We start from the raw sequence: 26,524 nt of genomic DNA, 5'->3' as shown, positions 1-26,524 counted from the left end.
GCAGGCCACAAGCCGGAGATGAGATGGTCTGATTCATAGATAACCCGCCCTGGGAAATAAGAATTTTCTTATTGGTGTTGTTCTTGAGGGTGGTTATCGGAACTGTTTAGTAATTATTTAGAGTGAAAAAAAACTAATCATCTGCACCTTTGTTTCGGGCATTGAAGCAGGCCTGCAATGATTTCTGTGCGCCAATGGAAAATGGTTTTTTGTTAACGGGAGTGATAACAATTTGAAAATTAGAGGGGTTAAAAAAACACACGTAGATGAGATGTTCAGAGAAGCTCAAGGACAATATAGGATCACTTTTGGCAGGCTAATAAGTATGCATCTGACCTGCCAATCCACTCACCTAAAACCCCTTAAAGCGTCAGTCGAATAAACGCCTGAATATCCTCAACAGCTTCACGATGTTTGGCCGGACTAGGACTGATCATCAGGCTGTCGGCATAGCCGTTAAGCATGGCGCCGAGCTGGCGTGTAAAACGTGCGCTTTTAACAGGCCGGTAAATACCTTGAGCAATCCCTTCCTCAACGATGGTGGTGATGAAATGGGTCCACTTATTAATAAACAACTCTGCTAGATCAGCAAAGGCTTTATCGCGCCCCGCCATCTGCCAGAGTGAGCCGTAAAGCTGCCAGACGGCGTCCGGGGCATCCGGCAAATAGTTTTCAATGGCAGTATTGAGTTTGTCAGCAGGTAGCGTTGATTCAATGGATCGCGAAAAGTCATCCAGCTCGTTCTGCAAATACCTTGTCAGAGCTTCGATGCATAGCGTGTGCCAGTCGCTGAAATAATAATAAATATGGCTACGGGAGATTGAGAGCCTTTCGGTGAGTTCGCGCGTTGAAACGTTCTCGATACCTTTCTCTATGAATAGCGCGGCAGCGCCCTCCAATATGCGCGCTTTTAACGCTTCCTTGGTTTCTTTCATATTGCGGCTCCGTTGACTTTGAGCAGTTGCTCAAATTAATATTAACAGAAATTGATCCTATGCAAACGCATGAAATTATTGAACCGGTCAACGTTACCGGCAGCGCGGTTAATACCCTTAAAAACATTGGACGCCGTCATTACAGAAAGCTTTTCTTTACCTTATTGCTGGTTATCGCCGAAAACGTGACCTATCTGCTTTATCCATTGCTGGCCGGTTTTGCCATCAATGCTATCGTCGCAGGTAAGGCATGGCATGCCGTATTTTATGCCCTGATGGTTTTTACCATGTGGGTGATTGGTGCCGCCAGGCGCAGCCTTGATACGCGCACTTTCGCGCGAATTTATGCTGAACTGGCGGTGCCGGTTATCGTGGCCCAGCGTCGGGAAAATCACAGTCATTCAACCATCGCCGCCCGTGTTGCGCTTTCAAGGGAGTTCGTCGACTTCTTTGAAAAACATCTGCCAGTGTTGATTACTTCCCTGGCTTCTATCACCGGGGCGGCGTTAATGTTGCTGGCGATTGAATTCTGGTCGGGCATCGCCTGCCTGGCCGTTTTAGTGTTCTTTTCGTTTTTTCTGCCTGGTTACACCAATAAAAATGAGGCCCTATTTTTCCGGCTTAATGGTCGACTTGAAAAAGAAGTGGGCTTTGTCAGCAGTGCGCCGGTGGCCTCTTTGAGCAGACATTATCGGGTGTTGGCGGGGCTGCGTATCCGCCTGTCCGATCGCGAAGCGATGGGATATCTTTCGATTGGCGCGGTCACCGCTGTATTATTTGCCATGACCATTTTCGCCATGGCTTTACGCGGTGGGACCGATGCCGGCCATATTTATTCCGTCATGACTTATCTCTGGATGTTCGCGATGAGCCTTGATGATGGGCCCCAACTGCTGGAGAAATATTCCCAGCTGAAAGATATAGGGAAAAGGGTGAAGACTGATCCTATCTGAAGCCGCTGAAGGACGGCAACCGCTCGATCCCGTAGGGTCGCCATTTATGGCGACCAGGCGCGCATAGTCCTTTCACTCCTGCACACGCTCAAAGGTCGCAATTACCCGATCAATATGCTTCTTCATCGCATTTCTCGCTGCTTTGGCATCACGTTTCTCCAGCGCGGAAAGAATCGCCATATGCTCGGATTCTGAAACAAACGGCATATCACTAGGCGTGTAGTGCGCCTGCAACATACGGAACATGCTGCCATAGCGATGGCCGAGCAGGTGGCCGATGATAAATCCATAGGCAGGATTGCCGCTCGCCTGGGCAATGCGGATATGGAACAGGCGGTCGCCGGGATGGGTGCGCGATTGCGCGCGGTTATCCTCGCAGTTTTGTTGATAAGCCGCGCGGATCAGCGCCAGTTCCTGCTCGCTGGCATGCACCGCAGCAAGCGCAGCGGCCTCTGGCTCAATCAGACGGCGGGCTTGCAGCAGCGAGAAGGGTGGCAGCTCGGTGGAGAAATCCAGGTTGATACCCAGTTCATCATCCGGCTCATTCCACTGATCGCGTCCGGCCTGCATCATCACCGGCTCCTGCGTACTGGAACGCGCTTTCACGATCACGCCATTGCCGACCTTCACATCCACCAGACCAATCACCTCGAGCGCGATCAGCGCTTCACGCACCGATGCACGACTGACCTGCAGCTGCTCAGCCAACTCACGCTCCGCTGGCAGGCGGCTGCCGGGTGGAAATTCGTTATTGTCGATAAGCGCAATCAATTGGTCTGCTATTTGTCTGTAAAGTCTAGGGTTTTCCATCTTTTTGATCGGCATTGCGCTGCTCCCTGTCTAAATAAATTAAGTGATCAGTTGCACAAATAATCGTCAGGATACTTGTCAATGTTACGTAATTGTCAATAAAACGTAATGCGTAAGCGAAAAAGTAGCCAGCGATATTTTGCTCTCCCGCTGGGAAGAAATCACCTTTCAATGGCCTGACCATTAGATCTTTGGACCAGAGGAAATGCAATGAATTTACATGGAAAACGCGTGCTGATTACCGCTGCCGGACAAGGCATTGGTTTGGCCAGCGCGCGCTACTTTGCTCAGCAAGGCGCAGATGTGATTGCCAGCGATATCAACATTGCCGCGCTGCATGATTTGCCCGGCATTCGCGCCTATCAGCTGGACGTCACCGATCGCCAGGCGATCAGCGCAGCGGCGCAGGAACTCGGTACGCTGGATGTGCTGTTCAACTGCGCCGGCGTGGTTCACAGCGGCAGCCTGCTGGAATGCAGCGAACAGGAGTGGCAGTTAGCGCTCGACCTCAACGTCACGGCGATGTTTCGCATGATTCAGGCGTTTCTGCCCACGATGCTGCAACAGCAGCATGGGTCGATCATCAACATGTCATCGGTGGCATCAAGTGTGAAAGGCGTGGTCAATCGCTTCGCCTACAGCGCCACCAAAGCGGCAGTAATTGGCCTGACGCGTTCGGTGGCAGCGGATTACATTGGTAATGGCATCCGCTGTAACGCCATTTGCCCCGGCACCATCGATTCACCCTCACTGCGTCAGCGCATTGCCGCGCAGGCGCAGGCGGAAGGGCGCAGCGAAACTGAGGTTTATAACGCCTTTGTCGCACGTCAGCCGATTGGCCGTATCGGCACCACAGAAGAGATCGCATATCTGGCGGCCTATCTGGCTTCCGATGCCAGCGCTTATACCACCGGCACCGCACAGATTATTGATGGCGGCTGGAGCAACTAACAGGAGTGGAAGAATGAAATTATTACGTGTCGGCGAACCGGGCAAAGAGCGTCCGGCAATGCTGGATGAGCAGGGCGAACTACGCGATTTGTCGCATTTCATCGATGATTTTGCGGGCGATGCGCTGCTGCCGTCCGCGCTGGAAAGACTGCGCCAGCTACCGCTCAGCGAACTGCCGAAAATCAGCTGTCAGCCGCGCATTGGTGCCTGCGTCGGACAGATTGGCAAGTTCATCTGTATCGGCCTGAACTACGCCGATCACGCCGCCGAAACCGGCGCCGCCATCCCGCAGGAGCCAGTGGTGTTTGGCAAATGGACCAGCGCGATAGTCGGGCCAAATGATGCGGTGCGCATTCCGCGCGGCTCGATGAAAACCGACTGGGAAGTGGAACTGGGCGTGGTGATCGGCAAAGGCGGCAGCTACATCGCCGAAGAGGATGCGCTGTCGCATGTCGCGGGCTACTGCGTGGTTAACGACGTCTCGGAGCGTGAATATCAGATCGAACGCGGTGGCACCTGGGACAAAGGCAAAGGCTGCGACACCTTTGGCCCGATCGGTCCCTGGCTGGTGACCGCCGATGAGATTGCCGATCCGCAGCAGCTCGATCTGTGGCTGGAGGTTGACGGCAAGCGCTATCAAAACGGTAACACGCGCACCATGATCTTTTCGGTCGCGCACATCATCAGCTACCTCAGCCGTTTTATGAGTTTGCAGCCAGGCGACATCATCTCAACCGGCACGCCGCCGGGCGTCGGCATGGGGCAGAAACCGCCGGTCTACTTGCGTGCAGGGCAAGTTATCCGATTGGGCATCGCCGGGCTGGGCGAGCAGCGTCAAATCACCGAGGGCAGCGAATAATGACCAAACTTACGGCACTGCGCGTGGAAGATATCCGTTTTCCCACGTCCCAACATCTCGACGGTTCGGATGCGATGAATCCCGACCCGGATTATTCCGCCGCTTACGTGATCATCGAGACCGATAACGCCGCAATCAGCGGTCACGGTTTGACCTTCACCATTGGGCGCGGCAATGAAATTTGCTGTGCGGCAATACGTGCGCTTGAGCACCTGATCGTCGGCCGTCAACTGGAGTCGATTGTCGCCGATATGGGGCAATTCTGGCGTGATATCACCGGCGACAGCCAGCTGCGCTGGATCGGCCCGGATAAAGGCGCAATTCATCTGGCGACCGGCGCGGTGGTCAACGCGGTATGGGATTTATGGGCGAAATCAGAAGAGAAGCCGCTGTGGCGGCTGGTGGCCGATATGTCGCCGCAGGAACTGGTGCGCTGCATCGATTTCCGTTATCTCACCGACTGCATCACGCCGGAAGAAGCCCTAGCATTGCTGACGGCGCAGCAGGCGGGCAAAGCGGAGCGCATCCGCCAGCTCGAGCAGCACGGATATCCTTGCTATACCACGTCGGCGGGCTGGCTTGGCTACGATGACGAGAAACTGCGCCGTCTTTGCCAGCAGGCAGTCGATGCCGGGTTCTCCCACATCAAGCTGAAAGTGGGGCGCGACCTCGAGGATGATATTCGCCGCGTGCGCATTGCGCGCGAAGTGTTGGGGCCGGATCGTCAACTGATGATCGATGCTAACCAGGTTTGGGAAGTGAATGATGCGGTGGAGTGGGTACAACAGCTGGCGTTCGCGCGTCCGTGGTTTATCGAAGAACCTACCAGCCCGGACGATATCGAAGGACATCGCAAAATTCGTCAGGGCGTTGCGCCGGTTAAGGTCGCTACCGGGGAAATGTGCCAGAACCGCATCATCTTTAAGCAGCTGATTATGCGTGAGGCGATTGATGTTGTGCAGATCGATGCCTGTCGTCTCGGCGGCGTGAACGAAGTGTTGGCGGTGATGCTGATGGCGGCGAAATACCAGCTGCCGGTGTGCCCGCATGCGGGCGGCGTTGGGCTGTGCGAATACGTTCAGCATCTGTCGATGATCGACTTTGTTTGTATTGCCGGCAGCCATGAAGGCCGGGTCATCGAGTACGTCGATCATCTGCACGAACATTTCCTTAATCCGTGCGAAATCCGCGGCGCGGCTTATATGCCGCCCACCGCGCCTGGCTTCTCAATCGAAATGTATCCCGCTTCGCGCGAGCAATATCGCTATCGCGCGCAGGGAGGCTGACGTGCGAATTGACGCTCATCAGCATTTCTGGCGTTACGACGCGGCGGACTTTCCGTGGATCACGGATTCCATGACGCGTCTGCAACAGGATTATCTGCCGGACGATCTCGCACCGCTGCTGACGCAACATGAGTTGCAGGGTTCGATTGCGGTACAGGCGCGGCAGTGTGTAGCGGAGACGCAGCAGCTGTTGCAATGGGCGCAGCAGCAACCGGCAACGCAGGTGATTGGCTGGATCGACGTCACCGCAGCGGATCTGGCTGAGCAGTTGACGGCATTGCAGCATCCGTTGCTGCGCGGTTTTCGTCATCAGGTGCAGGATGAACAGGATCCCGCCGCATGGTTGCGGCAACCGCGCGTGGCAACCGGCATCACGCAGATTCAGCGGCGAGATTACGTGTGGGAAATGCTGGTGACCTGGCGACATCTGGCCGATGCCACGCGCTTTGCCGCGCAGCACGATCGCCACTGGCTGGTGCTCGATCACCTGGGAAAACCGGATATTGCGCGCGGCGCGCAGGCATGGGGCGAGCAGGTTGCAGAACTGACCGCGATGCCGCACGTGGTGTGCAAATTATCCGGATTGGTCACTGAAGCACCGCACGGTCAGTGGAGCAGCGCGCAGCTGCGGCCCTTTATCGATGAGGCGCTGGCGCGTTTTGGTCCGCATCGCCTGATATTTGGTTCAGACTGGCCAGTTTGCCTGCTGGCAGCGGAATATCATGCGGTGGCGCAGTTAGTTGACGACGCGCTAGCGGAGCTGTCTGCCGATGAACAGGCCGCCATTTGGGGCAACACCGCCGCGCAGGTTTACAGCCTGACAGGAGAGAAGAATGAATCTGTTTTTGCAGGATAAAGTGATTATCGTCACCGGCGGCGGATCGGGCATTGGTGCCGCCATCTCACGTCTGCTGGCGGAAGAGGGCGCGATTCCCGTCATCGTCAGTAACGCACAACCAGATGAGATGTGGCTGGCTGCGCTGCGCGAATTGCAGCCACAAAGCGAAGTGCTGCTCGCCGATCTCTGCGACGAGCATAACTGCCAGCAAGCGGTGGAAGCCGTGCAGCAGCAGTTTGGCCGCATCGACGGGCTAGTAAATAATGCTGGCGTCAATGATGGCGTTGGGCTGGAAGCCGGGCGCAGCGCCTTTGTGGCCTCGCTGGAAAAGAACCTCATCCACTATTACCAGATGACGCATTTCTGCCAGCAGGCGCTGGAAAACAGCCGCGGATCGATCGTCAATATTGCGTCCAAAACCGCGCTGAGCGGGCAGGGCGGCACCAGCGGCTACTGCGCGGCGAAAGGAGCGATTCTGTCACTGACACGCGAATGGGCAGTATCACTGCGAAACAGCGGCGTGCGGGTCAACGCCGTAGTGCCCGCTGAAGTGATGACGCCGCTGTACGAACGCTGGATCGGCACCTTCGCCGATCCGCAATCCGAACTGGAGAAAATCACCCAGCGTATTCCGCTCGGCCAACGCATGACCACGCCGCAAGAGATCGCTAACACGGTGGTGTTTTTGCTGTCGTCGCGCGCTTCGCACACCACCGGCGAATGGCTAAGCGTCGATGGCGGCTATCTGCATCTCGATCGGGCGCTGTTATGAGTGGCGCATCCAGGCGTTATTGTCTGGCGCTGGATCTGGTGGACGATGCAGAGAAGATCGCCGAGTACCAGCGCCTGCATCAGCGCATCTGGCCGGAAGTGGCGCAGCATTTGCGCCAGCACGGCATCGAAAATATGGAGATTTACCGTCTTGGCACCCGACTTTTTATGCTGATGGAGGTGAACGATCGCTTTAACACGCAGGATTTTGCTCAGGCTTCTGAGCAGGATCCGCATATTCAGCGCTGGGAAGCGCTGATGTGGCAGTGCCAACAGCCAACGCCCTGGACGCCTGAAGGGGAAAAATGGGTGGCGATGGCGCGAATATTCTCTTTGCAGGACCAATAACAACACTTACCGACTGTACCCTACGAGGATAAAACCATGTCTACACAACGCGTCGAGACGCCTGAAAATATGGGCGTCAGGGGAACTATTAGCCTGCGCTGGGCGTTCATGCTAATTACCACCCTGTTTTTTATGTGGGGCGTGTCATACGGCCTGCTGGATGTGTTGAATAAACACTTTCAGGAAACGTTAAACGTCACCAAAGCCCAATCGGGATTATTACAGGCGGCTTATTTTGGTGCCTATTTTATTGTCGCGCTGCCGGCCGGTTATTTTATGCAGCGTCACGGTTATAAAGCCGGAATATTGGCGGGATTATCATTGTATGCGATTGGCGCGCTGCTGTTTGTGCCGGCGGCGATGGTCAATAACTTCTCGGTATTCCTGTTTGCGCTGTTCGTGCTGGCGTGCGGACTGGGCTGTCTTGAAACCGCCGCGAACCCGTTTGCTACGGTGTTGGGCGATCCCAACGGCGCTGAGCGTCGTCTCAATCTGGCGCAATCCTTTAATGGGTTAGGACAGTTTGTTGGACCTATGATTGGCGGCTCGCTGTTCTTCACGCACGCCAGCGCTAATGCAGCGCAAGAGAGCGTCAAAATCACCTATGTGGTGATTGCCTGTGTGGTTATCGCCATCGCGCTGTTATTTAAACGCACCGCGTTGCCTGATATTCGTGAATCCGCCAGCCAACATATTCAGCAGCCCGGCGCGACTTTATGGCAACAAAAACATTTTGTCGGCGGCGTAATTGCGCAGTTCTTTTATGTTGCCGCGCAGGTTGGCGTGGGCGCCTTCTTTATTAACTACGCCACCGAACACTGGCACGGTGTGACCAACCAAAGCGCGGCTTATATGCTTTCGGTTGCGATGATCTGCTTTATGCTCGGACGTTTCTTCTCAACCTGGTTATTGGGTCGGGTCAAACCGGCTGCAATGCTGGCGGCTTACGCGCTCATCAACATCGTGCTGTGCGCGATTGTGATGCTGGGCGCAGGCGATGTTTCCGTGGTTGCATTGATCGCCATCTTCTTCTTTATGTCCACCATGTTCCCAACCATCTTTGCCATGGGCGTTAAAAATCTTGGAGAATCCACCAAACAGGCTAGCTCGTTTATGATCATGGCGATTGTCGGCGGCGCGATCATGCCCTATTTCATGGGCCTGCTCTCTGACCACGTCGGTACCGCCGTGGCATACAGTTTGCCGCTGCTGTGCTTTGTGGTGGTGCTGGCCTATGCGTTGAGGCAGCGCAATCATGCGTGAGGGATGCCACATATAAAGTATTTCGCCAAATTGCCGATAACTGTTTCTGGCTTTTTAGCTACTCAATATTCGTAGTAATCAGGAGAGCATGATGGATGTATCACAAATTACATCACTGGCTACCGGCCTTGATAACATGGAACTGGCGAATAAAATCAGCACGCTGGTGCTGAAGAAGACGCTGGATAATCAGCAAACGATGGCGGCAGGTATTCTGGATTCAATTCCTCAGTTGCCGGCAAATCCGGCAATTGGGCGCAATATTAATACCACTGCCTGAAGTCAGCATTAACGGTTTTATGGAGTGATGTCGGTCTGGCATCACTCTACCCATCATTCCTCATTGCCCACTGCTCTATTTTTACTGCGCGCTCGTTATGAACCTTGTCACAAAATCGATATAACGTTTTTAGGCTTCAATGAACACCGTGTTGAACGGAGAAGCTGTTAATACACCGTTACAGCTTGTTAATGAAATTTTAAGCTCTAATTAATGCGTCAAACGCATCAACTCATGAGTTTATTGCGCTTATTAAGTTTGTTTCGCTCATCCAGTCTGCAGAAGCAGGCGCTGCAAAAGCGCCAATGACAAACTGGAGATAAACATGCATTCCTCTAACCTACCCATGACCACTCGAACCCGATGCAGCGCGATACTGCGGGTGACTTCAGGCAATTTTCTGGAACAATTCGACTTCTTTCTGTTCGGGTTTTATGCCACTTACATCGCCCATACTTTTTTTCCGGCCAGCAGTGAATTTGCTTCGCTGATGATGACCTTCGCGGTGTTTGGCGCGGGATTTTTAATGCGTCCGGTCGGTGCAATCGTGCTGGGCGCGTACATTGATAAAGTTGGCAGACGTAAAGGGCTCATTGTGACCTTGTCGATCATGGCGGCGGGGACTTTCCTGATTGTTCTGATTCCGTCCTATCAAACGATTGGGCTCTGGGCACCGTTACTGGTGCTATGCGGTCGTTTATTACAAGGCTTCTCAGCGGGCGCAGAGTTAGGCGGCGTATCCGTTTATCTGGCAGAGATTGCCACGCCAGGCCGTAAGGGCTTTTATACCAGCTGGCAATCTGGCAGCCAGCAAGTGGCCATTATGGTTGCAGCGGCCATGGGCTTCGCACTGAATGAGGTAATGGAAGAAAGCACCCTGCGCGAGTGGGGATGGCGTCTGCCTTTCCTGTTTGGCTGCCTGATTGTTCCTTTCATCTTTGTCTTGCGCCGTAAACTGGAAGAGACCGAAGAGTTCACCGCCCGTCGCAGTCATCTGGCAATGCGTGACGTGTTTAAAACGCTGTTAGCAAACTGGCAGGTTGTTGTCGCCGGTATGTTGATGGTCGCCATGACCACCACTGCGTTTTATCTGATCACCGTATATGCACCTACTTTTGGTAAAAAGGTGCTGATGCTGAGCGCTTCTGACAGCCTGCTGGTGACTCTGCTGGTTGCGATATCAAACTTTTTCTGGCTACCGGTTGGCGGTGCCCTGTCAGACCGTTTTGGCCGCAAGCCCGTTCTGGTGACCATGGCGATGCTGGCGCTGATCACTGCCTATCCGGCGCTTAGCCTGCTTGCTGAAGCGCCCAGCTTTTCCATGATGCTGACAGTGCTGTTATGGCTGTCCTTCCTTTACGGACTTTACAACGGCGCCATGATCCCAGCGTTAACCGAGATTATGCCGGTGGAAGTGCGGGTTGCGGGGTTCTCTCTGGCCTACAGTCTGGCAACCGCTATTTTTGGCGGATTCACGCCGGTTATTTCAACCGCATTGATTGAGTACACCGGCGATAAGGCCTCGCCCGGCTACTGGATGAGCTTTGCTGCCGTATGTGCACTGCTCGCAACCTTTTATTTATACCGTCGCAGCGCGTTATCACTTCAAACCGCGGGTTAGCTCAGGAATGACATCATGCAAAAAATACATCGTTCACTTGTCTCCACGCTGTTATTTATTTCCGTTAGTTTTTCAGTGTCAGCCAAAGACGTCACCGTCATGATTTCGGGTGGATTCAAAGCGGCGCTGGAAAAACTGGCCCCACAATTTGAAGCCAAAAGCGGCAACAAGATTATTTTGATATCCGGCCCCTCAATGGGGAAGACGCCTCAGGCTATTCCGGCGCGCCTGGCGCGCGGTGAGAATGCGGATGTGGTGATTATGGTGGGTGATGCGTTGAACAATCTGGAAAAGGATAACTGGCTTCAGCCGGGTTCGCGCGTGGAATTAGCCGACTCTTCAATTGGTATGGTGGTCAAACAAGGTGAGCCAAAACCGGTTATCAAAACGGATGCAGATCTGCGCAATACTCTCTTGCAAGCCCAATCTATTGCTTATTCTGACAGTGCCAGCGGCCGCTATGTCAGCAGTCATCTATTTAAAAAACTGGGCATTGAAGACAAGGTGGAATCAAAAGCGCATATGATAGAGCGCATTCCGGTCGCGTCCGAAGTGGCTAAAGGCCACTATGCTATCGGTTTCCAGCAAGTGAGTGAATTGCTGCCTGTGCCGGGCGTCGCCTTTATTGGTGAACTGCCTGAAGATGTGCAATACGTTACCCGTTTTGCCGGTGCGGTGACCGCCAAAGCAAAAAACGGGCAGGAGGGCAAAGCGTTACTGAACTTCCTCTCTTCGGCAGAGGCGCAAAATACCCTTCGCGCTACCGGGTTGCGATCTGTGACGACTAAACTGCCGGTAAAACAACATGATACTGTTCAGTAATCAACTTCTCTAACTCAGCTGCCACATAGGACTGCATACGGCCACTGCGCCTGATCAAGCCAACCGTACGCTTTACCACCGGCTCAGTCAGTGCAACCTGTGTTAACACTGAATGCTCTGACATCGGCATCGACATAGCGGGCACGGCAGCAATGCCGATACCCGCTTCAACCATACCCAGCATGGTGGTCACATGACGGGTTTCGCAGATACTGGGGCGCTCAGGAATGATGTGTTCCAGCAGCTTATCTAGCAGATTGCGGTTCCCGGAGGTCTTATCCAGCTCAATATAATCCTGCTGATAAAACTCTCGCCAGGTCAGGTTTTTTTTACTGGCTAGTGGATGATCACGCCTGCAGGCCGCTACGTAGGCATCGCCCGTCAAGGGTAGAAATTCGATATTAGCTTGCAGATCTCTCGCAAAACAGATGCCGAAGTCTGCCTGACCACTGGCTACCGCTTCAATGACATTACCTGCGCTGCTATCAATAATTTTCACGCGTACTCGTGGATAGCGTGTCTGGAAACGGCGGATGACACCGGGCATGAAATAGTAAGCTGCCGAGGGTACCGTAGCAACGGTGACCAGTCCCAACCGATCCTGACTGACCTTATCGATATCCGCTAATACCATTTCCACATTCGCCAGTAACTGATCTGAACGTTCAGCAAAAGTCTGACCATAAAGTGTTAGCGTGACACGCCGGGTGGTTCTGTCGAATAGCTTGATACCTAACGCCGATTCCAGCTTTTCAATTCTGCGGCTTAATGCTGATTGAGAAAGGCAGATGGACTCTGCCGCAAGCCGAAAATTACTGTATTCAACCAGTGCACGGAAGGCATAAAGATCGTTGAGATCAAAGTTTACAGGCATGTTAGCGGACAATCCTTAGAAGCCAGCAGTGATTCAAAAAAGAAATGATAACCACATAATCGATAACGACAACCTCGTGAACGCTCTGCCGCACTCAAGAGACTCGCATAGCTATGTTTTAAGCAGGATCACCTTATGATTTGGCCAGAATATTCTAGCAGACGATAATATCACTTTAGTGAACCGAAGAGGTATGTAACAGCCTATCCTACCGCAACATTGCACTGCATATTTCTAAGTGTAATAAGCACATTATAAGTAAATAATTAAATTGTAATAAATCAACTCATATGAAATTCTCATTTTTCTTGCAAGAAGAATATGAGCGTCTACTCTCTTATTACTCCCTTTAGCAACATAATATGAGGTGGTCATGGAATCGGGAACGTTAAACGATATATCCAAAGATTTGTCTGCGTTTGTAGGTACACACTTTGTATATACCTATGATAATGGATGGAAATACGAATGGTATGCAAGAAACGATCATACCTGTGATTACCGTATACATCAGGGACTCGTCGGTGGAAGATGGGTAACCAATCAGGAGATGAATGCGGTACAGTTCGCGCCTGGAATCTATAAAGTGGACTGGCATGAACCAACCGGAACCTGTGTGAGCTTACTGTTTGATATTGAAAGAAAAGTTATTCATGGAACCATCTTTTTTCCACAGTGGATCGCGGGGGAAGGTCAGCATCCTGAAAAAACGATCTGTTATCAGAATGAATTTATTGAAGATATGCATCGTTTTCGTGACGAGGGTCCAGCATATCCCTATGTTGTGATACCCGAATTTGCGCGGGTCACGTATATGAAAAATGAAGGAGCAGACAATAATAGTGTTATTAATATGCCACCTGGGCAACTCCCGGACGATTTCTTCGACGGTAAATGAGTAATAAAGCGCCATGGAAGGCGTTAATGTTAATATTGAAACTCCGCCTCCCCATACAGCGATATTATTTTTAATGTCGCCAAATGATTTTGAAAATAAGATGGCTATGCAGGGCGGGAAACCTAAAACAAAAACGTAAATAATCAGCTCCCCTAAACGCAATAATCCATTCAAAAGCAGGTTAAACGCGGTTTACCCCTTCAAAGAAATGATGCTGGATCAGAATCTGACGAGCCCGGTCCGTATCCGCAAGCGGTGTGCCCCGCAGGGCGAAAGGAATCATTGAAAGCGATTATCCATAGATTCCGCTAAGGTTTTGATGAAATCAATCTGGGCTTGAAGCGATCTGAAATTGTGACCAAAATAATCACTGGTCACTCATCGTTTTACATCAGCTCACCGAGCAAAGTTGAAATATGACAGAGAAAAAAAATGCCGCCGCCATCCGTGGGCCATCCGATCACACCATCCGCGATCAGATTGTGGCTGCTGCAATGGAATACTTTAGCCATTACGGCTTTGAGAAAACCACCGTATCCGACCTCGCACGATCCATAGGCTTCTCCAAAGCCTATATTTATAAGTTTTTCGGTTCTAAGCAGGAGATTGGTGAAGTCATCTGCGCCAGTTGCCTTGCAGATATTACTGAACGGCTAAACGCTGCGCTGGAGAAATCGCCTTCGGCTACGGAAAAAATAAGGCAATTGTTTCAGACGCTTGCTGTGGCGGGCTGTGAACTGTTTTTCCGCGAGCGTCGACTGTATGACATTGCCGCCGCCTCATCACGTGAGCACTGGCCTGCTGCGGTGCAATATGAAGCTGCACTGCGTGAAAGGGTGCTCGCCATCCTGCTTGAAGGACGCACGGCGGGGGAATTTGAGCGGAAAACACCGCTAGATGAAACCGCGATGGCCGTATATTTGGTACTCAGACCTCTTGCCGATCCATTACAGCTGCAAATCTCACTGGATACTGCCGGAGAAGATGCAAATCAATTAGCTGCATTGGTGCTGAGAAGTCTCACACCGTAGTTTGTGACCATTGACATAATTGGTCACTAGTCAGAGAATGGCGTTCTCATACTTTTCTTGAGTAAGGTAACCCATGCTCCGGCATCTTCCGTTGTTGTCAGTCGTCTGTCTGCTGCCGGTCATTCTGACTGGCTGCGGCGAACCTTCATCAGCCGCTGACGATCCGCGCTCGCGGCCGCCACTTATCAGAACGGCTAAAGTCGAGCCTGCTGCGGGGCAATCGCGCGCTTTTACCGGCATCGTGGCAGCACGTTTTCAGAGCGACCTGGGTTTTCGCGTGTCGGGTAAGGTACTTGAGCGGCTAATCGATAAGGGGCAAAGCGTTAAACGCGGCCAAGTGCTGTTGAGGCTCGATCCCGCCGATCTCGCGTTGCAGGTCCGTGCAGCAGAGGCAGCGGTAACCGCTGCTCAGGCAAGGGCGCGCCAGACCAGTGATGATGAGAAACGTTATCGAGGATTGGTGGGTTCTGGCGCGGTCTCTGCATCGTCTTACAGTCAAATTCGTGCAGCTGCAGATGCCGCGCGTGCCGAGCTGAGTGCGGCGCAGGCGCAGGCTCGCGTGGCGTTAAATGCCTCGCAATATGCCGTACTGAGCGCTGATGCAGATGGCGTGGTGGTCGATACGCTGGCCGATGCAGGCCAGGTGGTTAGCGCCGGCCAGACTGTGGTGCGCCTCGCCCGCGCCGGTCAGCGTGAAGCGATGGTTAGTCTGCCTGAGACGCTGCGGCCGCAGGTTGGATCATCCGCCACGGCGATCCTCTACGGCAGTGGGATCGAGAACGATGCCAGGCTGCGCGAATTGTCTGACTCGGCTGATGCGGCAACACGTACCTACGAAGCACGCTATGTGCTGAGCGGTGCCGCCGCCGGTGCTCCGCTGGGTTCAACCGTTACTTTGCGTATCCCGGAGTCTGCGGCGGCGCAAGAATCATGGTCAGTACCGCTCAGTGCGGTGTGGGATGCGGGACGCGGTGCTGGCGTCTGGCTGGTGGAGGGTAAGCCCGCCAAAGTCAGCTGGCGTGCCGTGACGCTACTCGGCATCAGCGACGACAGTGCGCGCGTGTCAGGTCAGCTGCAGAGTGGGGAACAGGTGGCTGCGCTAGGTGTGCATCTGCTGCATGAAGGCGAAGTCGTGCGCACCGCAATGCCTGGGTCGCAAGGAGCCACGCCATGAGTCGCAACCGCTTTAATCTGTCGGCGCTAGCAGTGCGAGAACGATCAGTAACGCTGTTCCTGATCATTCTTGTTACGGTCGCAGGCGTAATGGCCTTCCTCGGATTAGGACGCGCGGAAGATCCCCCGTTCACCGTCAAGCAGCTGACGGTCATCACCGCCTGGCCCGGCGCCACCGCGCAGGAGATGCAGGATCAAGTGGCCGAGCCGCTGGAGAAGCGGCTGCAGGAGCTGAAGTGGTACGACCGTACCGAGACCTATACCCGTCCCGGAATGGCCTACACCATGCTGTCCCTTCAGGACAGCACGCCGCCATCTGAAGTGCAGGAGCAGTTTTACCAGGCGCGCAAAAAAATCAGCGATGAGGCCCGCAACCTGCCGGCGGGTGTGATCGGGCCGATGGTGAACGATGAATTCTCGGATGTGGTTTTTGCCCTTTATGCATTGAAAGCAAAGGATGAACCGCAGCGATATCTGGCCCGCGATGCCGAAAAACTCCGCCAGCAGCTGCTGCACGTTGCGGGTGTAAAAAAAGTGACCATTACTGGTGAACAGGCAGAACGTATTTATGTCTCCTTTTCCAGCGATCGCCTCGCTACGCTGGGCATCACACCGGAACAGATATTTAACGCCCTGAACGGGCAGAATGCCCTGGCACCTGCCGGCTCGATACAAACGCGCGGGCCCGAGGTGTTTATCCGCCTTGACGGCGCGCTGGATACGCTCGAAAAAATCCGCAATACGCCGGTCGTCTCCGGTAACCACACGCTGCGGCTTGTCGACGTGGCCAAGGTCGAACGTGGCTATGTCGATCCGCCCGATTTCCTCATCCGTAATGAGGGTGAACCCGCGCTGATGCTGAGCGTGGTGATGAGAGAAGGCTGGAACGGACTTGAGCTGGGTAAGGCGCTGGAAAAAGAGGTCCGTGACATAAATAGCGACATGCCGCTGGGCATGACGCTTACCAACGTTTCCGATCAGGCGGTTAACATCCGTTCGGCTGTCGATGAGTTCATGGTGAAGTTCTTCGTGGCTCTGCTGGTGGTGATGGTGGTGTGTTTTGTGAGCATGGGCTGGCGCGTGGGTATCGTGGTTGCTGCCGCGGTTCCGCTGACGCTTGCCGTGGTGTTTGTGGTGATGGCCGCCACGGGAAAAAACTTTGACCGCATCACGCTGGGTTCACTCATCCTCGCACTGGGCTTACTGGTTGATGACGCCATCATTGCGATAGAGATGATGGTGGTGAAGATGGAAGAGGGCTATGACCGCATCAAAGCATCGGCTTACGCCTGGAGCCATACGGCCGCGCCGATGCTCGCCGGCACGCTGGTTACCGCGATTGGCTTCATGCCCAACGGCTTCGCACAATCCACCGCAGGTGAATACACCAGCAATATGTTCTGGATCGTGGGGATTGCCCTGATTGCCTCGTGGGGGGTGGCCGTGCTGTTTACGCCTTATCTGGGCGTGAAAATGCTGCCGGATATCAAGCCGGTGGCGGGTGGTCACGCGGCAATCTACAACACTCGCCACTACAATCGCTTCAGACGGCTGCTGACCAAAGTCATCGCGCAGAAGTGGTGGGTGGCAGGCGCGGTGATTGGCTGCTTTGTGCTGGCGATCATGGGCATGGGGCTGGTGAAAAAACAGTTCTTCCCAACATCCGATCGTCCTGAGGTGCTGGTTGAAGTGCAAATGCCTTACGGCACCTCCATAGGGCAGACTAGCCTGACCACGGCGCGGATTGAGCAATGGCTAAAAAAGCAAAAAGAAACCCGCACGGTAACCGCCTATATCGGGCAGGGCGCACCGCGTTTCTATCTGGCGATGGCGCCGGAGCTGCCGGATCCCTCATTTGCCAAAATCGTGGTGCTGACCAATGGCGAGCACGACCGCGATGCACTAAAACAGCGTCTGCGAGAAGCGGCGGCTGATGGGCTCGCGCCAGAAGCGCAGGTGCGCGTCACGCAGCTGGTTTTTGGTCCCTATTCGCCTTTTCCGGTCGCTTACCGGGTGATGGGGCCCGATCCAGACGTGCTGCGTCAGCTGGCCGCGAAGGTGAAAGTGCTGATGCAGACCAGCGCGATGATGCGCACCGTCAACACCGACTGGGGTTCACGTGTGCCGGTAATGCATTTCAGGCTGGATCAAGATCGACTGCAGGCCATGGGGCTGACGCCTGCTGGTGCGGCTCGTCAGCTGCAGTTCCTGCTGAGCGGTGCACCTATTACGGCGATTCGTGAAGATATCCGCTCAGTGGAAGTGACCGGCCGGGCAGCAGGAGAGGTGCGCCTCGATCCCGCGCGCCTTGACGCTTTGACGCTGGCCGGATCTGATGGCCAGCGCATTCCGCTATCCCAATTGGGTGAGACTGAAATCCGCATGGAAGATCCGTTGCTACGTCGCCGCGATAGGACGCCAACGATAACCGTGCGCGGCGATATTGCCGACGGATTGCAGCCACCGGATGTCTCTACCGCGTTGAGCCGGGAACTCCAGCCATTCATCGCATCATTGCCGCCGGGATACCGCATTGAACAGGCGGGCTCGATTGAGGAGTCGGGTAAAGCAACCCAAGCGATGCTCCCGTTGTTCCCGATCATGATTGCCCTGACGCTGCTAATCATCATCCTGCAGGTGCGTTCCATGGCAGCGATGGTGATGGTGTTTTTGACCGCACCGCTGGGGCTGGTTGGCGTTGTGCCCATGCTGCTGCTGTTCCAGCAGCCCTTCGGCATCAATGCGCTGGTCGGGCTGATCGCGCTGTCAGGAATTCTTATGCGCAACACGCTGATTCTGATCGGACAAATACATCAGAATCAGCGGGAAGGCCACGATCCCTTCACGGCTATCGTCGAGGCAACGGTGCAGCGTGCCCGGCCAGTTCTCCTGACAGCGCTAGCAGCGATTCTGGCATTTATTCCACTCACGCACTCTGTGTTCTGGGGCACGTTGGCTTACACGCTCATTGGTGGGACGTTGGGTGGCACCATCATGACGCTGGTGTTTTTACCGGCGATGTATGCCATCTGGTTCCGTATCAGGTAGGGTAGGACTGTAAAAAAAGCCCCGCCCGGAGCGGGGTAGGAAAAATGAACAAGGGGAAAGGCTCTCGCACGCTCAGCGTGCTGTGTGTGACGTCGTACAAAGTACGAAGCGAAAAAAGAGTAGTCACTGTATTTTACTGTTGCAAGTCAGGTCCACGCATAAAATGAAAGCGTCGGTAAAACCGTATCAATTAACCTTTTATCTTCGCGAGAAAAGCCGTAATGGTATCCACCAACTGAACAGCTGATTTCACTAAGACATCAATCATTGAATGGTACTTCCCGCAACGCCAATTAAAATGGTTTTTTTCAGTACTCAATTCCATAAATAACCGAAGCGGTTTCATTTTATAAAGATGTAATTTAAATGACTGTAATAGGTGAAAAATAAAAAAATATAACCCGTGCATTTTTTTAATTCTTCTATAAATTGACCCAGCGGTACTCTCCGCACGTAACGAATGATGCTTTGCATCGCCTCTGAAAGCGTTAGGGATTTCCACTTTCAGAGGTCATTTTTTCCTGCCATTAAAAAACGTTTTATTTACTTAACCTATCTCTTGAAAATTATTCATAAATTAATGCTAATAAAACTGTACAACTTACCAATCCTTGTATAACTTTATCTCATGGCGAGCTGGTTAAATTATGAACACGTGAGGTTTCTTTGCAACAAAACCTAGGTACATCCTATTCAGTGATCGTTAATGCTGAGTATTTCAGTCACGCCTCGCACTCCTATCAGCAGTAAAGGTTGATATGAAAAATCACGGTGAGGAAAAGCTGTGTGACCTGCTCATTGGGGAGGCAGTGTTAGCTTTGCTGCAGGAAAAAGCGGGAATTTCGCGACGAGCGCTCCTTGCGAAGCTTCAGTTCATGCTTGAAGCTGAACAGGATGAAGAACGGGCGCATGCGACAAAACTTGCTATACAGGACGTTATGAGTGAAATCGCAGAAAGTGACTCTCCTAAGGTTGGAGACAGAGAACAAATGGCGAATTTCGATATAGACAAATACGGTAATGACGACTCGACCCGACATTAACGCTGGTACAAGGCTTAAAGGCGTGGAAGAGAAACAAAAAATGCGTACCTCAGTAAGGACATTTTATGCAGCAGAATACAATCGAGTCAGACCTTCAAACCTATTTACAAAGCACTGGTGACCAGTATTCACAGGAAAAAGAAGTTATTGGTATCATTGTGAAGTCTTTGATCGCAGAGAGTGGAAGAGTGACGAATAAGGCTATTATTTTGAGCCTGATAGCGGAGCTGGAAAGCGCCACCGACATCGAGCAACTTGATGTGCTACGCAACTGCCTTGAAATTGTTGTGGGCCATACGCCTAATGAAGACGACTAATAAAGACTCTCTATCCTATACGCCTTTCAGCGGGGAGTGCTGTATTTATTCCCCGCTTCCCTGACCACTTCGTCCATGATGACAATATTGAAACCTCAATTCCCTGAGGCTTCACTCACCAATAGAAAAATGCCCAACGTTCTTCTTCATCAGGTGTAAAGCCCACCACAACTTTTAACGCGTTGAGTAACGCGTCAAGTTGCAGAAGATCAGTGGTACTTTCAATTTCCGAGATGAGGTGCAAAATGAGCGCGCTATTGGTGACACTCTTACCCTGGCTCACTAACTTTTGTACCGCAGAATCAATCAGGGCCGTCTCCGCAGAATGTTTATCACCTGCTTTCTGGAGATGGTAATTAATGTCTATTTCGCGGGACGTTTGCTGTGTGCTTTGTTGCATTTTCTCTCCTTGTTATCAGATATCTCTGCGGCTACGTTTAAAGGATTTTTTACGCTATTAAGCTTTAGATCCTGGCAAGGCCGGGCTCAACATTTCTGTGCCAATCACCCAGGCAAAACACATCCAGAACTAAATTTAGCGCATATTTCTGTTATGGCACGTCTTAAAATCGATGTAATCAACTGATGATCGGTTTTAATCCAAAATACGTTGACATGTTCATGTCAAGATCACTCCATAACACATAAAATTAGCGATCAAAAAGCATGCCGATCAAAGTCTGATAGTGGCGCTCTTCCTCCAATGTGGCAGCGACTTCGAGACGTCTTAACAGCTTAGTGCAGATAGCCTTACGATTGAGATTCTTACCAGCACGCAGAATTTCGACAACAATTTGCCCCAGCGTTTCTTGCTGAGTTGGAGCGGTCGCCTTGCTGAAATAATGTGCAATATCGCTGGCCGTATCGGGAAATTTTGAGACACTCTGACGCATGCGAACCTCATAGTAGATTGCTTTGTAGTTGATTCAGTCTGAACCTAAAGTTAGACAATATTTTCAAAATTGTACAGGTTTTACTAACTTGTACAGCTTTAATTTTTTAGTGAAAGAACTCTATTGATTGTATTCAAATGGTTATGTTTGATTTTGGGACAAACGATTGAACTTTGATAGTTCAGAACAAAGGAGAAGGGATATAGCAAATAGGAGAGTGATTGATTGGTGGGTAACAACACTAAAAAAGGGGAGCCGCTAAATTCAGTCAGTTATCAACAAACTACGGAGCGCCCTTAGGCGCATCCTTCAACAGAATCAGCGTTGGACACTGATTAGCTTTCTCTCCGTGTAATGCCCAAGTGCCTGGATGCCGAAAGCCAGCGTAGCTCTTCGCGATTTCGAGGAGACGTTTCTGCATATGCTTTTAGCCAACGTCTGGCGTCGGCTATCTGTGCCAGCCTGCTATCGCTGGCATCGCCTTCGGCCATGGTGCCCAGTTCAATAATGAGAGAATTAATGTTGATTTCTTTGTGACTCACAGCAAGATTAATCACTGCCTCGCCAATAATGATGTGGCCTTGTTCTTCATCATGAAATAACACTGCGTTTCCTCCAATATTTTCGGTTACCGATGATATTAGTGTAGTAAAAAAATGGATTAAGGTCCTCGAGATCGGCCAAAGACTTCTAATTATCAAGTAGAAAATGTGAGAGTAGCTACCCAACTGGCTGATAATTATCTTAAATAAAGATAAATGTAAACACATTGCTTAGTTATAAAGAAAAGTCTCAAATTGTAGATGATCTAAATGAAATCGTTTTCAAGAAAGCGCATGCTTTAATTAATGAAGATTTTGGTATGTGAACCAGAAATGGGAAATGAATATTGCCAAATAAAAGAGCGTTGATTAATAGTGTGGAGAGTGTCGTCCCTGACATTTTCTCCGGCCGGTACACGTTTAAACGCGACCGTTGAGGTCATCCTCGTCTTCGTCTTCCGGCCAGAGCCGGACTACGTCCTTAAGCGTCAGTTCGTTTCGTCGTTCAAGCCTGCAAGCGTCTGCAGGTAAGGCACGTTGCGGACAGCGCGATCGGGCTCTTCAAAACTCTTCAGCCAGCTTACGGCTTCAGAAATATCAGACAATCTTGCATTGCTGCCGCCTGCATTTGCCATATGGTCCAGTTCGTCAATCAACGATTGCAAGCTGACAACTCTCTGGCCTAAGGCGATGCTCAGTGCCGCTTCGCCAATAATGACGTAGCCTTTCCCGTCGTGTTGAAAAGACATATAACATCCTCCATTTCACGTTTATGACAACCTCAATGCAAACTGTAGGCGCTATATAGGATTTAGCTAAAGGTTAATTCCTAAAAGCCATGGGATTTTAAATTTTTTTTATATTTCTAAGGTGACTATTCATTGCCGTTATTAGCCGCTTAAGCGGGTGTCATTATTTATTCCGTCTGGATCAAGAGGGGGGACGGTTCTCAGTAAATTCTAATTATTGTGATTGACATAGTGAAATAATGATTAGGCATCATAAGATGAATCACATCCTTAAATGAAACGTAATTTATGAACGGCAGTTCTCTGATGAAAAGCTCAATGAATTATTAGATTAGCTTGCAGATAATCATTGAAAGGTTTAACGGGATGTGGCAGAAAATTTGTCTAACAGCACTCAAGCCAATGGGCATCCGAGCACGCTGTAAATCTCGGTAATAACCTGCTTCGTTGCGTGTTCAATTGTTCCTTCATTACGGCATAAAACCCAGCCGTGTTCTGCAACGGTCTGCTCGAACGCCTGGGTGCAAGCGACATGATCGTCCAGCTTATGAATCACGGTACTGCTTAACCCACGCGATCTCGCTGCAGCCCTTGCCCATGAAATATCGGGGGCAGTAACAACCCCAACATGCAGGTCCGGCGCTCGCACGTTTCGGTCAATGTTTAGCTGTAAAATCTCTGCAAAGGGAACCATCCGGCGAAACGCGGCTTCCGACGGGTACCATCGATCCATTAAAATTAGGCTGTCCGGTGGCTGTTTAGTCAGCACATGCTGGGAAATCCATGCACGGCTATCAGCAAAGCGCGCGCAAACTTCCAACTCTAAAGCCAGCGAAGGATTTCTGGCGAGCCGGTTCACAAGGGCCATTGTTTCTTTTCTGTAAGGATCGCTGTTTTTCTCGCTAAGTCGGATTACCTTGATGTTTTCTGCCCTGAGTACTTTCGCAATGGCTTCTAAAAGCGTGGTTTTACCGACGCCCTTGGGTCCATCAAGTGAAACAAATAACGGACGACTCATAGTCGAACTGACGGTTGATATAACGTTTGTTTAAAACTCAAATCTGGCAAAAGCATCTTATTTCCTTCTGATTTAAATTTTAGACAACAAAAAACCCGCACTAAGCGGGTTTTTTATTATCAGCGGTTCTTATCTGCTCAGACTATTGTCTTCATCGCTATTGTAAGCGTCGCGGATAATGAGCGCGGCTTACAGCGGAGTAACGTTGCCCGCTGCAGGGCCTTTGGCGCCATTTTCAATGGTGAAGGAAACTTGCTGACCTTCATCAAGCGTTTTGTAGTTGTCGCTCTGGATAGCAGAGAAATGGACGAATACATCCTTGCTGCCATCGTTTGGAGTGATAAAGCCAAAACCTTTATCAGAGTTAAACCATTTTACTAAACCAGTCATTTTGTTAGACATAGATAATTCCTTATTTGATGAGCCACTCAATTGCGGCGAATTTGGCCTGAAGTGAAAGATTTACTTATTGGGCACTTAGGAGGAGGCTCTCGAAGAAGGATATCTGTGGATAACACTTGAACTGAGGACTGCTTTACTAAAACTGCTTTCATAAGGTCTGTGTTCCAAACCGGTGATGCATTAAGACATAGCGATAATAATTTAGCAACGAATAAGTTTAATTATTTTAACCGTTTAAAGGCCTGGATGGCTGAACGGCTGCTAAATCCTGTCGATCATTTTCCACATGCCACCAAACACGCCATTCAGATTTTTATTCCCCACTTCGGAAAGATGATTATCGTCGCGATACAGCGGCACATCATCTTTGGAACCGTAGCAGAAGCTGTTGTCGCAGAATCCCTGGGTCGCATCAAGCAGGGCGACATTTGGCGATTGAGCCGCGATGTTGTTGAGCATCGCCAACGTCTCCTGATTGTGAGATTGATACTCGGCGCGCGTCTGCTGAACAGCCAATGCTTTGCCGCGCATGGCATCGCGCGACATGCGATAGATCACGTCGTAACCAAACTCGGGAACCGGCGTCATGATAAACACCCGACGATGCGTGGCGAGCCGTTTCACCGCCGCACCGAAATGCTGCTGATAGGCAGCAATTGAGCTGCCGTCATTGATGAATGAGTATTTAGGCGTATTGCTGCCGCTGCCATAATCGCCATGTAGATAGAAGGATAAGCGGTTAATAATCAGCACCGACGCATGGGGATATTTCCGTTCGATATCCGCGATGGCATTCTTCACAAAACCACCGCAATCGGGGCTAGCACTGCGATGGATATCCGGAACAGATGGGCATCCGGATTGCGCGATAAACACCACTGAATCCTCCGGTCTGGCGCTGCCGACAATCGAAGAGAGCATCGCGGCGGCGTGGCTGTCGCCTAATACCACCAGATTAACCTGGCTGGCATTGCCGAAGACGCATTGCGGAGACGTGGTGCCACTGAACACAAAACAGTTTTCGCCACGTACAAATCGCTCCAGTGAATACTGTTTGATGCTGGCGACCACTTGCGGCGCGCGCGAGGGAAATCCTGCCTTTGCCACGATCAGCACACCCAGCAGCAGCACCAACGCGGTTTGTCCCAGCGTCACGTAGGTTTTGCCACTCAGCCAGCCGTGTTTGTTTTCTACCAGCACATATGACGCCCAACCGGTGGCGAGTGACAGCAGAATCAGCATCGCCTGGCTAACTAGCGTGATCGGCCAATCGGCCAGATGCCAAAACACCCACAGCGGCCAGTGCCACAGATAGATCGAATACGAGGTTTTACCGATGTGCTGCACAATTCGGTTGTTGAACCAGATGCTGTTTTGCACGTTGGCATGGATGATCATCGCGGTCAGTAACACTGGAATCAGCGTCATGATGCCCGGCCAGGCCGAGCTTTCATCAAACAACAGCGCACAGACAATCAGCCCAATAATGCCCAGCAGCGGAACCGCGCGTTGACCGCTGAGCGCGGATTTCGGCGCCAGATAGACCAATCCGCCTGCCAGCATCTCCCATGCACGGGTTGGCAGCAGATAATAGGTCGCAGTGAGATGGAAGTTGGTCGCTACCATCACGAGCACCAGTCCGAATGAAAGCAGCGCGGCGATGCCCATCGCCCAGGCAAACTGCTGGCGTAGAAAACGTGCCGTGAACATCAGCGCCAGCGGTAACAGCAAATAGAACTGCCACTCAACGCTTAATGACCAGGTATGCAGCAACCATTTATACACCGAGCCGGTTTCGAAATAGCCGCCCTGTTTGAAATAGACCACATTCGAAATAAAACTCAGGCTAGATACGGCATGCTCCGCCATTTTCTTATATTCATCCGGCGGCATCAGGAAATAGCCCACCAGCATTAATATCAGGCACAGCACCATCAACGGCGGGATAATGCGGCGGCAGCGCGCAGCATAAAATCCCAATAAAGAGAAGTTCTGCTTATTTAAACGCGTCAGAATAATCCCCGTCATTAAATATCCGGAGATGACAAAGAACACATCCACACCGAGGAAACCCCCGCTGACGCTGGAAAACCCAAAGTGATAGAGGATAACCAGCATCACAGCATAGGCGCGTAGACCATTAATATCGGTGCGAAAATTCATAAGGCGTTATCCACGCAGAAGAATATAAGAAACAATGTAAGGATTGTGAAAATTTGAATCAACAGATGTGAAAGCCATCACTTTCGGTTGGTTGATATCGGGATGGAACTATCAGCTAGCTCATTAATCTTATTTTTGAATTAGCCGAATAACTATTTCAGCGGCTTATCAACACACTCTTATTTAAATAGCTGATTTTTAAAATCAGAAAACACACTGAATATTCAGAATAGGCCGCAAGCTTCTGTTTCTAAAGACGCAGAAATATACTGGCTCAGCCGTTGCCAATGGTAATGCCGCTCAGTTAAGCATTAATTTGCATACGTATGCAGGTGCGCATGAATGCGCACCCTACGAAAAGCGCGCCAGTCCTTTGTAGGGTCGCCATTTATGGTGACCGATAGGCGCTTAACTGATGAGCTTAGGCGATTAAGTGGATACCGTTCTGATAAAAAACGAAGAACTCCATACCGGGCTTCTTAGTCTCATCCGAAATGTTTAAAAAACGCATTTTATCGACATATGCGTTTAACGTGTCGATGGCGTAAACATGTTGAGGCCATATGTCGATAAAAGTCGATTTTATCGACATATCCCTTTCACGTGCTTTTGGTTGAAAACGCGATCACAGCTAAT

At 51.4% G+C, this 26,524-nt stretch carries 27 protein-coding genes; 17 read left to right on the top strand and 10 right to left on the bottom strand.

Annotated elements, in window-relative coordinates; translation table 11 throughout:
* Positions 1-362: 362 nt before the first annotated feature.
* On the bottom strand, positions 363-935 hold the full coding sequence (locus tag NQH49_RS22695) for a TetR/AcrR family transcriptional regulator (RefSeq protein WP_256698992.1): 573 nt from the start codon (positions 933-935) through the stop codon (positions 363-365).
* 59 nt (positions 936-994) lie between these two features.
* On the opposite strand from NQH49_RS22695, the gene NQH49_RS22690 reads away from it, so the two are divergent.
* The gene (locus NQH49_RS22690; protein ID WP_256698991.1) at positions 995-1,888 is read left to right on the top strand and encodes an ABC transporter six-transmembrane domain-containing protein; all 894 of its coding nucleotides are present in this window, start codon (positions 995-997) and stop codon (positions 1,886-1,888) included.
* 72 nt (positions 1,889-1,960) lie between these two features.
* Here the strand turns inward: NQH49_RS22690 and NQH49_RS22685 are convergent, their stop codons facing one another.
* Positions 1,961-2,713 carry a FadR/GntR family transcriptional regulator gene (locus NQH49_RS22685; protein ID WP_256698990.1) on the bottom strand — a complete coding sequence of 251 codons (753 nt, stop codon included), beginning with the start codon at positions 2,711-2,713 and terminating at the stop codon, positions 1,961-1,963.
* 195 nt (positions 2,714-2,908) lie between these two features.
* Between NQH49_RS22685 and NQH49_RS22680 the strand changes: the two genes are divergently transcribed.
* The 10 genes from NQH49_RS22680 (at position 2,909) to NQH49_RS22635 (ending at position 11,737) form a co-directional block, all read left to right on the top strand.
* The gene (locus NQH49_RS22680) at positions 2,909-3,649 is read left to right on the top strand and encodes an SDR family oxidoreductase (protein ID WP_256698989.1); all 741 of its coding nucleotides are present in this window, start codon (positions 2,909-2,911) and stop codon (positions 3,647-3,649) included.
* Between the two features lie 13 nt (positions 3,650-3,662).
* The gene (locus NQH49_RS22675) at positions 3,663-4,508 is read left to right on the top strand and encodes a fumarylacetoacetate hydrolase family protein (RefSeq protein WP_256698987.1); all 846 of its coding nucleotides are present in this window, start codon (positions 3,663-3,665) and stop codon (positions 4,506-4,508) included.
* A complete protein-coding gene (locus tag NQH49_RS22670; protein ID WP_256698986.1) occupies positions 4,508-5,794 on the top strand; it encodes an L-fuconate dehydratase in 1,287 nt (428 codons plus the stop codon). The genes NQH49_RS22675 and NQH49_RS22670 overlap by 1 nt, the downstream gene beginning before the upstream one ends.
* Before the next feature lies 1 nt (position 5,795).
* On the top strand, positions 5,796-6,650 hold the full coding sequence (locus NQH49_RS22665) for an amidohydrolase family protein (RefSeq protein ID WP_256698984.1): 855 nt from the start codon (positions 5,796-5,798) through the stop codon (positions 6,648-6,650).
* Complete coding sequence (locus NQH49_RS22660; protein WP_256698983.1) at positions 6,628-7,404, top strand: L-fucose dehydrogenase; 777 nt, start codon at positions 6,628-6,630, stop codon at positions 7,402-7,404. Before NQH49_RS22665 ends, NQH49_RS22660 begins: the two co-directional genes overlap by 23 nt.
* Complete coding sequence (locus tag NQH49_RS22655) at positions 7,401-7,751, top strand: L-rhamnose mutarotase (protein WP_256698982.1); 351 nt, start codon at positions 7,401-7,403, stop codon at positions 7,749-7,751. Before NQH49_RS22660 ends, NQH49_RS22655 begins: the two co-directional genes overlap by 4 nt.
* A gap of 36 nt (positions 7,752-7,787) precedes the next feature.
* Positions 7,788-9,014, top strand: a complete 1,227-nt coding sequence (fucP, locus tag NQH49_RS22650; protein WP_256698981.1) for an L-fucose:H+ symporter permease — start codon at positions 7,788-7,790, stop codon at positions 9,012-9,014.
* A gap of 91 nt (positions 9,015-9,105) precedes the next feature.
* Positions 9,106-9,294, top strand: coding sequence for a YjfB family protein (locus NQH49_RS22645; RefSeq protein ID WP_008110591.1), 189 nt, complete (start codon positions 9,106-9,108; stop codon positions 9,292-9,294).
* Between the two features lie 325 nt (positions 9,295-9,619).
* The gene (gene tcuC, locus NQH49_RS22640) at positions 9,620-10,915 is read left to right on the top strand and encodes an MFS transporter (RefSeq protein ID WP_256698980.1); all 1,296 of its coding nucleotides are present in this window, start codon (positions 9,620-9,622) and stop codon (positions 10,913-10,915) included.
* A gap of 15 nt (positions 10,916-10,930) precedes the next feature.
* Positions 10,931-11,737, top strand: coding sequence for a substrate-binding domain-containing protein (locus NQH49_RS22635; RefSeq protein ID WP_256698979.1), 807 nt, complete (start codon positions 10,931-10,933; stop codon positions 11,735-11,737).
* Here the strand turns inward: NQH49_RS22635 and NQH49_RS22630 are convergent.
* Entirely contained in the window at positions 11,700-12,611 is a 912-nt protein-coding gene (locus NQH49_RS22630; RefSeq protein WP_256698978.1) for an L-proline-binding transcription factor PsrA, read from the bottom strand. The two genes, NQH49_RS22635 and NQH49_RS22630, sit on opposite strands and share 38 nt — an antisense overlap.
* Before the next feature lie 373 nt (positions 12,612-12,984).
* On the opposite strand from NQH49_RS22630, the gene NQH49_RS22625 reads away from it, so the two are divergent.
* The 6 genes from NQH49_RS22625 (at position 12,985) to NQH49_RS22600 (ending at position 20,121) form a co-directional block, all read left to right on the top strand.
* Positions 12,985-13,509 (top strand): phenolic acid decarboxylase, encoded by a 525-nt coding sequence (locus tag NQH49_RS22625; RefSeq protein ID WP_256698977.1) that lies wholly within the window; start codon positions 12,985-12,987, stop codon positions 13,507-13,509.
* Between the two features lie 416 nt (positions 13,510-13,925).
* Positions 13,926-14,540 carry a TetR/AcrR family transcriptional regulator gene (locus NQH49_RS22620; RefSeq protein WP_256698976.1) on the top strand — a complete coding sequence of 205 codons (615 nt, stop codon included), beginning with the start codon at positions 13,926-13,928 and terminating at the stop codon, positions 14,538-14,540.
* Between the two features lie 73 nt (positions 14,541-14,613).
* Positions 14,614-15,714: an efflux RND transporter periplasmic adaptor subunit gene (locus NQH49_RS22615; protein WP_256698975.1), complete on the top strand. Its 1,101-nt coding sequence runs from the start codon at positions 14,614-14,616 to the stop codon at positions 15,712-15,714.
* A complete protein-coding gene (locus NQH49_RS22610; protein WP_256698973.1) occupies positions 15,711-18,761 on the top strand; it encodes an efflux RND transporter permease subunit in 3,051 nt (1,016 codons plus the stop codon). The genes NQH49_RS22615 and NQH49_RS22610 overlap by 4 nt, the downstream gene beginning before the upstream one ends.
* A 758-nt stretch (positions 18,762-19,519) precedes the next feature.
* Positions 19,520-19,804, top strand: a complete 285-nt coding sequence (locus NQH49_RS22605; RefSeq protein ID WP_256698972.1) for a hypothetical protein — start codon at positions 19,520-19,522, stop codon at positions 19,802-19,804.
* Between the two features lie 65 nt (positions 19,805-19,869).
* On the top strand, positions 19,870-20,121 hold the full coding sequence (locus tag NQH49_RS22600) for a biofilm development regulator YmgB/AriR family protein (RefSeq protein ID WP_256698970.1): 252 nt from the start codon (positions 19,870-19,872) through the stop codon (positions 20,119-20,121).
* Positions 20,122-20,236: 115 nt separating this feature from the next.
* Here the strand turns inward: NQH49_RS22600 and NQH49_RS22595 are convergent, their stop codons facing one another.
* The 7 genes from NQH49_RS22595 to NQH49_RS22565 form a co-directional block, all read right to left on the bottom strand.
* Entirely contained in the window at positions 20,237-20,521 is a 285-nt protein-coding gene (locus tag NQH49_RS22595; RefSeq protein ID WP_256698968.1) for a biofilm development regulator YmgB/AriR family protein, read from the bottom strand.
* A 250-nt stretch (positions 20,522-20,771) separates the two neighbouring features.
* Positions 20,772-21,014 carry a regulatory protein YcgZ gene (ycgZ, locus tag NQH49_RS22590; protein WP_179452499.1) on the bottom strand — a complete coding sequence of 81 codons (243 nt, stop codon included), beginning with the start codon at positions 21,012-21,014 and terminating at the stop codon, positions 20,772-20,774.
* A gap of 335 nt (positions 21,015-21,349) precedes the next feature.
* On the bottom strand, positions 21,350-21,619 hold the full coding sequence (locus tag NQH49_RS22585; RefSeq protein ID WP_256698966.1) for a hypothetical protein: 270 nt from the start codon (positions 21,617-21,619) through the stop codon (positions 21,350-21,352).
* Between the two features lie 425 nt (positions 21,620-22,044).
* The gene (locus NQH49_RS22580) at positions 22,045-22,305 is read right to left on the bottom strand and encodes a hypothetical protein (RefSeq protein ID WP_256698965.1); all 261 of its coding nucleotides are present in this window, start codon (positions 22,303-22,305) and stop codon (positions 22,045-22,047) included.
* Positions 22,306-22,699: 394 nt separating this feature from the next.
* Positions 22,700-23,323 (bottom strand): dTMP kinase, encoded by a 624-nt coding sequence (locus NQH49_RS22575; protein WP_256698963.1) that lies wholly within the window; start codon positions 23,321-23,323, stop codon positions 22,700-22,702.
* Between the two features lie 189 nt (positions 23,324-23,512).
* The gene (gene cspE, locus NQH49_RS22570) at positions 23,513-23,725 is read right to left on the bottom strand and encodes a transcription antiterminator/RNA stability regulator CspE (protein WP_007885867.1); all 213 of its coding nucleotides are present in this window, start codon (positions 23,723-23,725) and stop codon (positions 23,513-23,515) included.
* Between the two features lie 261 nt (positions 23,726-23,986).
* On the bottom strand, positions 23,987-25,888 hold the full coding sequence (locus tag NQH49_RS22565; RefSeq protein ID WP_256698962.1) for an acyltransferase family protein: 1,902 nt from the start codon (positions 25,886-25,888) through the stop codon (positions 23,987-23,989).
* Positions 25,889-26,524 lie beyond the last annotated feature (636 nt).

It is taken from the genome of Pantoea trifolii, assembly GCF_024506435.1.
In the GTDB taxonomy this organism is placed as follows: domain Bacteria; phylum Pseudomonadota; class Gammaproteobacteria; order Enterobacterales; family Enterobacteriaceae; genus Pantoea; species Pantoea trifolii.
This window is presented reverse-complemented; position numbering and strand designations above follow the sequence as displayed.